Origin of the sequence: Paracoccus lichenicola (assembly GCF_009708075.1) — a bacterium.
In the GTDB taxonomy this organism is placed as follows: Bacteria; Pseudomonadota; Alphaproteobacteria; order Rhodobacterales; family Rhodobacteraceae; genus Paracoccus; species Paracoccus lichenicola.
Window position 1 is genome coordinate 1 of record NZ_WMBT01000018.1, and the last position, 12,305, is coordinate 12,305.

Here is a 12,305-nt window from a genome sequence, read left to right on the forward strand (position 1 = left end):
ATTGACGGCGCGTGAACACCGCCATGATATGCCGCCCCTCAGGGCATCACCAACTTTCGCTCATTACTCGGCTTGCCTTGCCGATGTCCTGAATCGCATCCATCACATGAACAACCGTCCTGGTGAATTGCTCCCCTGGAACTGGCCGCCGATTGCTGCGCCCAAGGTCAAGGCCGCGAGCCTTCGTCTGATCTCCAATTGCGGCCCTTGAACCGAACAGGTCAAGCCGCCGACAAACCCCCGGCGGTCTTGTGACCGAGCCGGGGCGGTCACATCACCAATGCCGATCCCGAGTGATTGTCCTTGTCGAAAAGCGCCGCCCATTGACGGTCGGCGTCCGGGGGTTGCAAGCGCATCAGCCCGGCCCCGGGGGTAAAGGTAAGTTCCCCGAAGAACACCTGGCCTGATGATTCGTAGAGGTCAACCCTGACATAGTTGATGCCGGTGGACAGGCGATCTGCGATGTCCAGCATCTCGTCGAGCTGGGCAGGTTTCTTGACGGTTTCGGCAGGGGCGCGCTCGTGCACCAGGCGGATGTCGAGAGGCATCCAGTCCGATGTGAACAGGTTCAGCTTGTGATGCCCGAACCGGTCCGAATGAACCTGAACGATCTGGGTCAGCTTGCCGTTTTTCCTGAAGCAATGTATTTTATAGTCATTCGCGGGCAGACCATCCTGCAATAAAAGCCTTTCAAAGATTATTCTGGGCTTGATCGACTTGTAATGGCTTTCCCGGAAAGCCGGATAATAGCTTTGGGAAAGCCAGGATGCTGCCAGGGCCTTCAGGTCTTCAGGATTTTCCTTGTGCTTGTCCTCCACCAGCTTGACCCATCTGGATCCGTGTGTCGCCTTCATGACGAAAGCGTCGGGAAGGGACGTGAAATCGAGGTCCTTCAGATCATCGACGACCTTGTACACCGGAATAAGGTGATCGGGACCGATCATGCCTTGGACGAATTCCCTGACCTCGTACTTGTCCGACAGGATCGAAAACCTCGGGTCGGGCTTGGCGTTGCGCAGCATTATCCTTTCACTGAAGGTGTTTTGTCCGACCAGCAGGGAAAATCTCTTATGATGGATGATGTGGAAAAGAACGGCGGCAACATAATCGGAACGCACTTCACGGGCTTTCTTCCAGAAAAACCGTCCTGCATGCCTGCGAACTTTGCTCCAGGCTTTCCGGGGGGTGAATACAGACATGACGGCTCTGTCCTTGATTTTTACAGAGCGGAGCATGACGCTCCGTGAAGCAGGGTAAGGTTGCAAGTCAATTCTTCTTGAACCCTGCCTTTGTCGCGATCATTCCCGGGCATGTCAATACAACCTTGCGGATGCGCCCGTTCTCCCTTGCCCTGTTCCCAAGAGCCGGACCATCCGGAAACGGATTTTCGGCCGGCTTTTCCGGGCCGGAAAAGGATCCTGAAACGATGGAGGCATCGAAGATTATCAAGGGGCAGAAAGTATTTACCTTGAAGCCGGCCAAGAAGCACCGCCGTTCGGGAAATCCGGTGAAGGGCCGCGATCAGCCCGGCCGCCTGATTCACGGGGAAGATGCATGGCCGGCTGCTGCCTGGCCAGATGCGCCCGTCCAAGGCATCGGGGACAAGGGCACGGGGACCGGACCTTCGCGTGATCCTTTTCCGAGAGAATCGCTGGGCCGCTTTCGGCCCCGGATATTCGGAAGGGCCGGACGATCCGGCTTTCTGCCGCTGCCGTCCTTTGCTAGGTTCGTGCTGTCGGTCTGATCGGATGGCGCGGCCATGGCCAGGTTTCACACGTCCACGGGTTCCATCACGGTCCGGACCTGGGGCTATGTCCTTCAGGGTCCGGGGGGACAGCCGCTGGACGCGGACCTGCTGTCCTCGGCCATGCATGATCTTCTGGTCATCGATGCCTCGCGCGACGGCACGGATGCGGGGCGCTTTTCCGCAGCCGAGATCACGCGGATGAAGGACGGCATGGGCGGGCCGTCCGTTGTCGCCTCGTATCTTTCCATCGGCGAGGCGTCGGATTTCCGCGACTACTGGAATGCGGGCTGGACGAAGGACGGCACGGCCCTTGGCAGGCTGACGGACCGGGCGCCGGACTGGCTGGGACCGGTGAACCCCGACTGGCCGGAATCGCGCAAGGTGCGGTACTGGGACCCGGATTGGCAGACGCTTCTGTTCAACGATGCGGGCACCGGGGATCTGGACGCGATCGTCAGGGCGGGCTTCGACGCGGCCTATCTGGATATCGTGGACGCCTATTACTTCTGGGGCACCGAGGCCGCGGCCCGTGACAGGCAGGCGGGCGATCCGGCGAACGACCAGCAGGCGGCGCGGCGCATGGTCGATTTCATCGTCGCGCTGACCGGCCACGCGCGAGAAACCAACCCGGATTTCTTCGTCATCCCGCAGAACGGGGCCTTCATCCTGGACGACCTGGGTTCCGACAGCGTGCGCCGCGCGGCCTTCCTGGATGCGATCGGCGGCATCGCGGTGGAAGACCTCTACAGCCCCGGCAACGCCGACGAGAACAACCCCCTGAAGCCCGACCGGGACCAGATCCGTGTCCTGCAAAGGGATTTCCTTGCGGAAGGCAAGCCGGTCCTTGCCGTTGACTATCTTGACGATCCCAGGCTGGTCGCGGGCTTCTACAAGCAGGCCGCGCGGGACGGCTTCATCCCTTATGCCGCGCCCGACCGCGACCTGGACCGGCTGGCCGGCACCCCCGACGGCACCCCCGCCTATCGGCGGCCCACGGACCGCGCCGACATCCTGCGGGGATCGCCGCTGCAGGACCGGATCGACGGGCTTGGGGGCGATGACCGGATCGACGGACGCGGCGGCGCCGACCGGATCGGCGGCGGAGGAGGCAACGACGTGCTGCAGGGCGGCAGCGGCCATGACTGGCTTGCCGGGGACGGCGGCCATGACACCCTGTCCGGAGGCCGGGGCCGCGACACCCTGTCCGGCGGCAGCGGCCATGACAGGCTGGCGGGGGACGCGGGCGCCGACCGCTTCGTGTTCGCCTTTGCCGCCGGAACGGGACCGGGGGCAGGGCGGCGGGACGTGATCACCGATTTCCAGCCGAACGTCGCGGCCGAGCGGATCGACCTTTCGGCCATGGACGCGAGAACCCTGACGGGCGGCAACGACGCCTTCACCTTCATCGGCACCGCGGCCTTCGACCAGGCCACCGCCAACGGCGGGCTGCGCTTTGTCCGGCAGGACGGCAACACCATCATCCAGGGCAGCACCGACACCGATGCCGCCGCCGAGTTCGAGATCGAGCTGACGGGGCTTCACGCCCTGACGGCCGGCGATTTCATCCTGTGACGGGATCGTCGCCCCGGTCAGGAACCGCAAAGCGGCTGCGCAGGCAGGCCAGCGGGCGATCCCCCGGTCCTGCGACCAGGGCCAGATGACCGCATGGCCGGTCGCGAAAGCCTATCGTCAGGGCTTCGCCCGGTTGGGCATTGCCGAAATAAACCACGTCGCGCGCCAGGATCATGCGATCCGGGCCGCCCCCCGACGCGAAATCGACCCGGTCCGTCAGGGCGGCAAAGCTTGGGAAATAGAGCAGCCCCGCGGCATTGAAGTCGGTGGCGGGGCAGGGCAGGACCGTTTCCTGGCGGTCCGTCATCCCGGGCTTGTCCGGCGCGGCCGCCAGCCGCGCTCCACGCTGCGCCAGCGCGGCCAGGTCGGCCGGCGCCTCGGGCGGCAGCGCCATGGCGCGGGGCGCCCGCCGCACGATCGAACGGTTGCATCCAGGCCTGCCGCGCCCCACAAAGCTGGACACAAGCCGGATGCAGCCGACGGTCCGGCCCTGGACATGGATCGTCTGCACGGATCCCAACCGGCTGCGCCCGATCCGCCACAACCGGGCGGACAGCTGAAGCCTTTGTCCCAACCGCGGCAGGGCGGGGCTTTCGATCCGCAGGCTGGTGACGCAAAAGGCGGCATACAGCGGCTGGCCGTCGGCGCAGGCAAAGACGGCCTCGCGCTGGCCAATGGCCTGGGCGATCAGCCGCCAGTGCAGATCGCCCGCCCGCCGCATCAGCCACTGCTCGGACAGGCCGCGATAGCCCATCTCGGCCATGCCGAGGACATGGCTTTCCCCCAGGTCCGGCAGATCGTCGGGCAGGGCGCGCGCGGGGGTCATGCGGCCAGCCCGGCGCGCTGGCGGGCGGCGATCCGTTCGGCCAGATACCGGCTGTCCTCGTCGATGCCCAGGAAGCGGCCCGAACCCCAGGTGTTCAGCCAGCCCAGGCCGATGAAGTAAAGCCCCGGCACCGCCGTCACCCCGCGCCTGAACTGCGGATGGCCGCGGCTGTCGAAGCAGTCGGCCTCCAGCCAGGAGTAATCGGGGCGGAACCCGATGGCCCAGATGATCGCCGTGATCCCCTCGGCCGCAAGGTCGATCCGCGTGGTCTCGCGTTCGGGACGCCAGACCTTCTCGAAGGGCGGCTCGATGGGGGCGTCGATGCCCTGGGCTGCGATCCAGGCGTCGATCTGGTTGCGGATGCCCTGGTAGCTGCGGTCCGCGTCGTCCAGGTTCCGTTCCAGATCCGGCAGGAAGTCCAGCCGCGTTCCCGCCCCGCCCGCCACCGATCCGTAAAGCCGCACGCCGTCCAGGGCATAGCGGCGCAGGTCGATTTCCTTGCCGCCGTCGCGCCCCGACATGTAGTGGTTGGTCTGCGTCAGCGCCTTGACCGGATCGGGGTGGCGGTCGATGGTGACTGCGTAATGGCCCGCGTCGTACAGCCAGTCGGTCGCGTCGCGGCCCCGGTACTTGCGTGGACTGCGCGGGGCGGGACCGACGGCCAGGTGGACCGGGCGGCCTTGCAGATGAAGATCGTCCATCAGTTGCACGCCCGACTGGCCGGTGCCCACGATCAGCGTGCCGCCGTCGGGCAACTGGCCCGGATTGCGATAGTCGCGCGAATGCATCTGGACGATGGAAGGGTCCAGGTCGGCGGCATAGGGCGGCACGACGGGGCTGTCATACCCGCCGGTCGCGATGACCACCTGGTCGGCGGTGAAATCGCCGGTGCCGGTCTGGACCAGCCAGCCCGCGCCCTGCCGGGTGATCCGGGTCACCTCCACCCCCTCGCGCAGGGGGGGATGGAAGCTGTCGGCAAAGCCGTCCAGGTATGCGACGATCTCGTCCCGGGCCATGAAGCCGTCGGGATCGGGACCGCGATACGGCCAGCCGGGCAGGCGGCATTGCCAGTTGGGCGTCACCAGGCAAAAGCTGTCCCAGCGGTTGCGGCGCCAGCTTTCAAAGCGGGCCGCGCGTTCCAGCACCAGATGCTCGATGCCTTCGGCGCACAGGTGCCAGCTGACCGACAGGCCGGCCTGGCCGCCGCCGACGATGATCACGGGAAGATGCGGGACGGGATTGGCCGTCATGGCTGATCCTTTCGGAAAGGGGGTCAGGACATGGACAGGCAGGTGACCTGCCCGCCCGGTTGCTGGGTGGCCGCGCGCGCCTCGATCCGGGCAAGCTGGTCCATGGCCGCCGAACAGGCAAAGCCGTATCGGGCGGCCACCCGGTCCGATGCCTCGGACAGGCCGGCGCGGGCGCGCGACAGGAACGCTTCCAGGGGATAGGCCACGCCCGGCCGAAGGTGACGGGTGATCGCGGTCGAGGGAGAATAGCAGCATTCCTCGGCCCCGTCGGGCCAGCGGATGGTGAAGCGGACTTCAGGCATTGGCGCGTTCCGGCATGAGGTCGAGATAGGGCCGTTCGCCATGGTCCCAGAAGGGGGCGGCCGCGTCCCCGCTGCGCAGGTCGATGCGCGGGGCGGCGATGGCCGTGCCGATGGCGGCGGCGATGATGCCGCGCGCGGCGAAGCGGTCGCAGACGGCGGCGGCATGATGGGGCCGGACCGACAGCAGGAAGCCGAAGCTAGGAAAGCTGCGCAGCCAGCGTTCGATGGGGATTCCGGGCGGCACGGGAACGGCATCCAGGTCGATGGCGAAGCCGCAGCCCGAACATTCCGCCAGCATCAGGGCCGTGCCCGCGATGCCGCCCTGGCTGATGTCCTTGCCGGCATCGGCCAGCCCGGCCTCGGCCAGGTCGGGCAACAGCGCCAGGTCGCCGCGCAGGCGGTGGTGCGGCGCGTCCAGCGCGGCGCAGAAATTGTCGAAGTTGCGATACGCGCCGCGATGGTCGATGGCCGCGACCAGCAGGTCGCCGGGCCGGGCCGCGAAGCTGGAAATCAGCGCCCGCGCCTTGCCCGTCACGCTGACCGACAGGTTCAGCGCCGGGCTGCGCAGGTTGGTATGGCCGCCGACGATGGGCACGCCGTAAGCCGCCGCGGCATCGCGCAGCCCCCGCAGCAGCGGGGCCGCCGCGTCGGCGTCAGGCGCCCAGACGGCATCCAGCAGCGCGGTGGCCCGGCCGCCCATGGCCGCGATGTCGGACAGGTTCACCATGACCCCGCACCAGCCCGCGAACCAGGGATCGTCGGCGACGAAGGCGGGCACGAAACCCTCGCCCGCCAGCAGGTCCCATCCGCCCGCGCCGTCGGGCAGGGCCGCGGCATCGTCGCCCGGCTGCCCCGTTGCCGCGGCCCACAGGTCCAGCATCCGGGCGGCTGCCGCGATGTCCCCCTTGCCCCGGATCGAGGGATGGGCGGCAAGCGCCTGCGCGATGGCGGCCACGTCCATGCTCACCTCCGGCTGCGGGCGGACCAGCCGATCGCGGGGTCCGGGATGGCGGGGTAATGGGGCAATGAGGCCTGCATGTGGACATGCGGGACGCCGTGCAGATCGACCGTGGCGAGGGGTTGCCAGTGCAGGCGGCGGAACAGCCCCTCGTTCCGGGCCTGCACATGGGCGTTGAACTGCACGCAGCCCTGGCCGTTCGCGGTCGAGACGGCCAGCCGGATCAGCTCGGCCCCAAGCCGCCCGACGCGGCGGTAATCGGGGGCGACCGCCAGCCGCGATCCCCACCAGACCCCCGGCGCGGATCGGTGGATGCGGACCGTGCCCACCACCTCGGCCGGTTCGCCCGCCAGGGTCGAGATGGCAACCAGCGTCAGCGCCTTTCGGTCGATGGCGTCGCGGTCGTGGCCGGTGAAGATCGCCTGTTCCTCGACAAAGACGCGGTGGCGCAGGCGGGCGGCGCCGGTCATCTGCCAGGTCTCGGTCGCGGCGCGGATCAGGAATTCGGGGCTGACGAAGGCGGAATGGTTCAGATCGCTCATGCCCGCGCCCGCAGCTTTTCATAGGTGGACAGCGCCGAACAGGCGCCGCACTTGCCGCAGCCCGCCTTGATGTCGCCGGCCCGCATTCCGCCCGCGACGACGATTCGCGACAACGGTTCCAGCACGGACGCCATGAAGCCCGCATCGGGCGCCGGATGGCTTTCCATGGGCGTGCCCGAGATCGGCACGAAGGGCACGACAAAGGGATAAACGCCGATGTCGACCAGCCTTTGCGACATCTGCAGGATCGCCTCGGCCGTGTCGCCCATCCCCGCCAGGATATAGGTCGAGACCTGGCCGCGGCCGAACACCCCGACAGCCGCGCGGAAGCTGGAAAAATACTTCTCCAGCGGCACCGAGGCCTTGCCGGGCATGATCCGGGCGCGGACGGCGGGCGTCACCGCCTCGAGGTGCATCCCCAGCGTATCGACGCCCGCATCCTTCATGCGCCCGTGCCAGGCATCGTCCTCGGGCGGCTCGCATTGCGCCTGGATGGGCAGGTCCACGGCCGCCTTGATGGCGCGGGCGCTGTCGGCCAGGACCGCCGCGCCCCGGTCGGGACCGGGCGGGGTGCCGGTGGTCAGCACCATGTGGGTGACGCCGTCCAGTTCGACCGCCGCCCTGGCGACCTCGGCCAGCTGTTCGGGGGTCTTGCGCGCGATGGTGCGCCCGGCGGCAAGGCTTTGCCCGATCGAGCAGAACCGGCAGGTCTTCCTGCGGGATTCATAGCGGATGCAGGTCTGCAGCACGGTGGTCGCCAGCACGTCGCGCCCGTGCAGCACCGCGATCTGGTTGTAGGGGATGCCGTCCGCCGTCTTCAGGTCATAGAACCTGGGCCGGTCCGGAAACCGGACGCGGGCGACCTCGACCCCGTTGCGGGTGATGCGGGACTGGCCCGCGCCGTCGGGCGCATCGACCAGATAGGGGCTGTCGAAGGCGGGCGCGGTATGGACCGGGATCATCACCGTCCGGTCGCCGAAGCTGACCGCCTTGTGGTCCGACGGCCCGGCCCCGCCGCGCCGGCTTTCATGGCCCGCCCGGGGATCGACCAGCCGCATTCCCCGCGTCTGCAACTCGTTCACCAGCGCCGGATCGGCATCGCTGGGCATTGTCAGGTCACGCATCGCTGGCCTCGCTTTCGCTGAACATGGGCAGGTCGGGGGCAGGCTCGGGCAGGATCCGGCGCAGGGGCTGCGCGGGGCGCGCGTCCTGGACCAGGTGCAGCAGTTCGGGGCGCGCGTAATGGCCCACCGCGTCCATCATCCGCTTGCGCTTGGCGATCAGCCGCATGTCCAGGTCGCCGATCAGGATGCCCTCGCCGCCGGTCAGCGGCGGGACGACATGGCGGCCCTCGGGGGTGATGATGCAGGTCATGCAGCCGTCGCGCAGGCCCCTTTGCAGCGCCGGATCGGGATGGATCGAGGCGATCTGCTCCTCGGACAGCCAGCCCGTCGCATTGACGACGAAGCAGCCCGATTCCAGCGCGTGATGGCGCATCGTCACCTCGATCTGTTCGCCGAAGATCGGCCCGACCAGGCTGCCGGGAAAGTGCGAGGCATGGATTTCCTCGTGCTGGGCCATCAGCGCATAGCGGGCCAGGGGGTTGTAATGCTCCCAGCAGGCCAGGGCGCCCATCCGGCCCACGGCGGTTTCGACCACCGTCAGGCCCGCACCGTCGCCCTGGCCCCAGATCATGCGTTCATGATAGGTGGGCGTGATCTTGCGCCGCTTCAGCTTCAGCGACCCGTCGGCGTCGAAGATCAGTTGCGTGTTGTAGAGCGAGCCGTGGTCGCGTTCGTTCACGCCCAGCACGATCACCGCGCCCCGCTTGCGCGCGGCCTCGGCCACGGCCCGCGTCTCGGCCGAGGGGACCGTCACGGCTTCCTCGTAAAGGCGCAGGTGTTCCGGCCCTTGCAGCATCGGCGGCAGCACGAAGCTGAAATAGGGATACCAGGGCACGAAGGTTTCGGGAAACACGATCAGCTCGGCCCCCTTGCCGGCGGCCTCGGCGATGGCGTTCAGCACCCGTTCGACCGTCCCCGCGCGCGACGCGAGGTCGGGGGCGATCTGGACGGCGGCGGCGCGGACGGTGGTGGGGGGCATGGGCTTGGCCTTCCGGGTGGCGGCAGCGGTCGCGGCGCGCCGGTCGGGCGCGCCGAAGGGGCGGTCAGACGGTCCAGGTATCGATGATCAGGGCATTGGCCTTCTTGTGCAGAAGGATGCAGTCCAGCACGTCCTGCGGCTGGATCGGGATGATGCCGGGGATCAGGGACGGCTCGCCATGGCCGTAAAGCGCCTGCAGCGCGAAGCGGCAGGCATAGACGTTGCCGCCTTCCTTCATGAAGCGGTCCAGGTTCTTGTTGAAGTTCAGGTGGCCGGGAAAGGCCTCGTCGCCCAGCTTGGGAAAGCCGCGCTGGATGCCCAGGGTGACGCCGGGACCGTAGAGCAGGATCGAGGTCTCGTACCCCTTGCGCTGCAGGCGGATGGCGTTGAGGATGTTGACCAGCCCGATCGAACCTTCAAAGGCGACCGTGTGGAAGGTCAGCAGGGCCTTTTCGCCCGGATCGGCCTTCACGTCCTCGAAGACCTTGCTGTCGTAATCGACGAAATAATCGCCGTCCTTGTGTGCCGCTTGCGTGACTTGGGGCATCCTGTTCGCTCCTGTGGGTGGGATACGAATCAGGATGCATGGCGGGGACATGCGAACAATGATCAGTGCAATATGCATACAATATTCGGTGTGACCATCGGATTGATGCCTGCCGCGCGATCATCTGCCTTGCCGGGGCGATCAGAAAGCGGGCGGAACGCGCACGGTGGTCCGGCGGCGGGCGTTGCCGGATGCTTGCGCCTGCGTCCGGCGTCCATACAACAGGAAACAATCGCGCCTTCGTTCACCGCAGGAAAGAGAATCACGTGAAGGACTGGACCCCGTCGCTGAACGACAGCGGCAAGCCGCGCTATCTGCAGATCGCGGATGCGATCGGCGCCGCCGTCAGGTCGGGCGACCTGGCCGCCGGCGACCGGCTGCCGCCGCAGCGCAAGCTGGCCGAGCGGCTGCGGATCGACTTTACCACCGTCAGCCGCGCCTATGCCGAGGCGGCGGCCCGCCGCCTGGTCGAAAGCCATGTCGGCCGGGGCACCTTCGTGCGCGCCAGCGCGCCCGCCTCCGAGGCGCCCGATCCGCAGCGGGGGCGGGACGAGGACCTGTCCATGAACATGCCCCCCGAACCCGAGGACAAGGAGCTTCTGGAGCGGATGAGCGACGGCCTGCGCGCGGTGTCGGCCAACCTGACATCGCTGCTGCGCTATCAGTCCACCACCGGCAGCGAGCGCGACAAGTCCGCGGCCTCGTCCTGGCTGTCCAAGCGCGGCATGGTGCCCAGCCTGGAGCGGATGGCGATCACGCCGGGCGCCCATGCGACGATGACGGCCATCCTGTCCATGCTGGCCCGCCCCGGCGACATCGTGCTGTGCGAGGCGATCACCTATCCCGGCCTGCGCGCCATCGCCGCCCGGCTGAACCTGCGGCTGGTGGGCGTCCCGATGGACGGGGACGGCATCGTTCCCGCCGACCTGGACGAACTGATCCGGCAGCGCGCGCCCAAGGCGCTGTACCTGAACCCGACGCTGCACAATCCCACCACCCTGACGATCCCGCAGGCACGGCGGATGCAGATCGCCGAGGTGCTGATCCGCCACCGCCTGCCCCTGATCGAGGACGATGCCTACGGCTTCATCCCCGCCTCGCCGCCGCCGCCCTTCGCCACGCTGGCGCCGGGGCTGACATGGCATATCGGCGGGCTTGCCAAATGCATCGGGGCCGGGCTGCGTCTGGCCTATGTGGTGGCCCCGGACGCCCGGTCCGCCTTTGCCCTGGGCCAGGCGCTGCGGGCGATCTCGGTCATGCCGTCGCCGATCTGCGCCGCGCTGACGACCCGCTGGATCGAGGACGGGACGGCCGACCGCATCCGGCATTTCGTCCGCACCGAAAGCGCCGCGCGCCAGAAGATCGCCGCCGGCATCTTCGCGGGTTTCGAGTTCCGCGCGGATCCGAACGCCTTCAACATCTGGCTGAGCCTGCCCGAAGGCGCGGGCCGGGCGGAATTGATGGGACGCATGGCCGGGCGGCATGTCGGGCTGATGCCCTCGGACGCCTTCACCGTAACGGGCGAGGCGGACGAGCATGTCCGGGTCTGCCTGGGCGGCGCGATCACCCGCAGCGACCTGCAGGCCAGCCTGCTGTTCATGGCCAACACCCTGTCGGGCGGCGGCTGGATGGGGTGAACGGCCAAGGGGACATCCCCTCCGCATGTGACGATCCGTCCCGGACGGATGCATACAAGACGGGACATTTCTGCATTCAATTTCCCGGATGACCCGCTATAGTGCCCGGACACGCGAAATCCGCCCATCACGAACAGGACCCCGTCAGGATGTCGAAGAAACCGGAAATCCTTCCGCAGCATGGCGCCAGCATGAAGCCCGCGCTGGTGCGCGGCGCGCGCCTCCGATGCCCGCGCTGCGGCGAGGGCCGGGTGTTTTCCGGCTATCTGAAGGTGGCGCCGCGATGCGATTGTTGCGGGCTTGACCTGACGCCGCAGCGGGCCGACGACGGACCGGCCTATGTCGTGGTCCTGGTCGTCGCCCACCTTGTCGGCTTCTCGCTGCCGGTGATGTTCACGCTGCTGGGCGACAGGCCCGCGCTGGTCGCGGCGCTGCTGGGGACACTTTGCATCGCGCTGTCGCTGGCGATGCTGCCGCCGGTCAAGGGCATGTTCGTCGCGCTGCAATGGTTCAAGGGGATGCACGGCTTCCAGGCCAAGGCAGAGGTCTGACCTGCCGATCCGGCGGGGACGGAACCCGATCATGGGGAACGGTTGTTGGGTTGCCGGAACCGGAACCAGGGATTGCCCCATGCCCGTGATCAGCTTTGCTTCCAACCCCCTTGCCTGGACCGTCGGTGTCTTTTCCGTCGTGGACGAACGCGGCAACGTCACCGCGCGCCGCTATTGCCTTGGTCCCTATGTCGTGACCTGGCACTGACGGACCGGCGATCCGGCCCAAGCCGGAAGGCCGCTTTCGGGCGGCCGCCTTGCCCGTGCCGC

The 12,305-nt window shown here is 67.6% G+C and carries 15 protein-coding genes; 6 read left to right on the forward strand and 9 right to left on the reverse strand.

Annotated elements, in window-relative coordinates; all coding sequences use genetic code 11:
• On the forward strand, positions 1-211 hold a 211-nt coding region (locus tag GIY56_RS18635), incomplete at its 5' end, for a hypothetical protein (protein WP_230312583.1).
• Between the two features lie 58 nt (positions 212-269).
• Here GIY56_RS18635 and GIY56_RS16335 read toward each other — a convergent pair.
• Positions 270-1,199 (reverse strand): ATP-grasp fold amidoligase family protein, encoded by a 930-nt coding sequence (locus GIY56_RS16335; protein WP_196053671.1) that lies wholly within the window; start codon positions 1,197-1,199, stop codon positions 270-272.
• A 44-nt stretch (positions 1,200-1,243) separates the two neighbouring features.
• Between GIY56_RS16335 and GIY56_RS16340 the strand changes: the two genes are divergently transcribed.
• Positions 1,244-1,744 carry a hypothetical protein gene (locus tag GIY56_RS16340; RefSeq protein ID WP_154765934.1) on the forward strand — a complete coding sequence of 167 codons (501 nt, stop codon included), beginning with the start codon at positions 1,244-1,246 and terminating at the stop codon, positions 1,742-1,744.
• Between the two features lie 15 nt (positions 1,745-1,759).
• Positions 1,760-3,319, forward strand: coding sequence for an MJ1477/TM1410 family putative glycoside hydrolase (locus tag GIY56_RS16345; RefSeq protein WP_154765935.1), 1,560 nt, complete (start codon positions 1,760-1,762; stop codon positions 3,317-3,319).
• Here GIY56_RS16345 and GIY56_RS16350 read toward each other — a convergent pair.
• From GIY56_RS16350 to GIY56_RS16385, 8 genes are all read right to left on the reverse strand, one after another.
• Positions 3,309-4,145: a Pnap_2097 family protein gene (locus GIY56_RS16350; protein WP_230312584.1), complete on the reverse strand. Its 837-nt coding sequence runs from the start codon at positions 4,143-4,145 to the stop codon at positions 3,309-3,311. The genes GIY56_RS16345 and GIY56_RS16350 overlap by 11 nt on opposite strands.
• Positions 4,142-5,395, reverse strand: a complete 1,254-nt coding sequence (locus GIY56_RS16355) for an MSMEG_0569 family flavin-dependent oxidoreductase (protein ID WP_154765936.1) — start codon at positions 5,393-5,395, stop codon at positions 4,142-4,144. The genes GIY56_RS16350 and GIY56_RS16355 overlap by 4 nt, the downstream gene beginning before the upstream one ends.
• A gap of 23 nt (positions 5,396-5,418) precedes the next feature.
• Entirely contained in the window at positions 5,419-5,697 is a 279-nt protein-coding gene (locus GIY56_RS16360) for an MSMEG_0570 family nitrogen starvation response protein (protein WP_154765937.1), read from the reverse strand.
• Positions 5,690-6,658 (reverse strand): sll0787 family AIR synthase-like protein, encoded by a 969-nt coding sequence (locus GIY56_RS16365; protein ID WP_154765938.1) that lies wholly within the window; start codon positions 6,656-6,658, stop codon positions 5,690-5,692. The genes GIY56_RS16360 and GIY56_RS16365 overlap by 8 nt, the downstream gene beginning before the upstream one ends.
• Before the next feature lie 2 nt (positions 6,659-6,660).
• On the reverse strand, positions 6,661-7,197 hold the full coding sequence (locus GIY56_RS16370) for an MSMEG_0567/Sll0786 family nitrogen starvation N-acetyltransferase (RefSeq protein WP_154765939.1): 537 nt from the start codon (positions 7,195-7,197) through the stop codon (positions 6,661-6,663).
• Positions 7,194-8,321, reverse strand: a complete 1,128-nt coding sequence (locus tag GIY56_RS16375; RefSeq protein ID WP_154765940.1) for an MSMEG_0568 family radical SAM protein — start codon at positions 8,319-8,321, stop codon at positions 7,194-7,196. Before GIY56_RS16375 ends, GIY56_RS16370 begins: the two co-directional genes overlap by 4 nt.
• Positions 8,314-9,300, reverse strand: a complete 987-nt coding sequence (locus GIY56_RS16380) for a Nit6803 family nitrilase (protein WP_154765941.1) — start codon at positions 9,298-9,300, stop codon at positions 8,314-8,316. The genes GIY56_RS16375 and GIY56_RS16380 overlap by 8 nt, the downstream gene beginning before the upstream one ends.
• A 64-nt stretch (positions 9,301-9,364) precedes the next feature.
• Positions 9,365-9,847, reverse strand: coding sequence for an MSMEG_0572/Sll0783 family nitrogen starvation response protein (locus GIY56_RS16385; RefSeq protein ID WP_154765942.1), 483 nt, complete (start codon positions 9,845-9,847; stop codon positions 9,365-9,367).
• A gap of 266 nt (positions 9,848-10,113) precedes the next feature.
• Between GIY56_RS16385 and GIY56_RS16390 the strand changes: the two genes are divergently transcribed.
• The 3 genes from GIY56_RS16390 (at position 10,114) to GIY56_RS18800 (ending at position 12,243) form a co-directional block, all read left to right on the forward strand.
• Positions 10,114-11,484 (forward strand): aminotransferase-like domain-containing protein, encoded by a 1,371-nt coding sequence (locus tag GIY56_RS16390; RefSeq protein ID WP_328288580.1) that lies wholly within the window; start codon positions 10,114-10,116, stop codon positions 11,482-11,484.
• A gap of 149 nt (positions 11,485-11,633) precedes the next feature.
• Positions 11,634-12,035, forward strand: a complete 402-nt coding sequence (locus tag GIY56_RS16395; RefSeq protein ID WP_154765944.1) for a DUF983 domain-containing protein — start codon at positions 11,634-11,636, stop codon at positions 12,033-12,035.
• A gap of 79 nt (positions 12,036-12,114) precedes the next feature.
• A complete protein-coding gene (locus tag GIY56_RS18800; protein WP_268866588.1) occupies positions 12,115-12,243 on the forward strand; it encodes a hypothetical protein in 129 nt (42 codons plus the stop codon).
• Positions 12,244-12,305 lie beyond the last annotated feature (62 nt).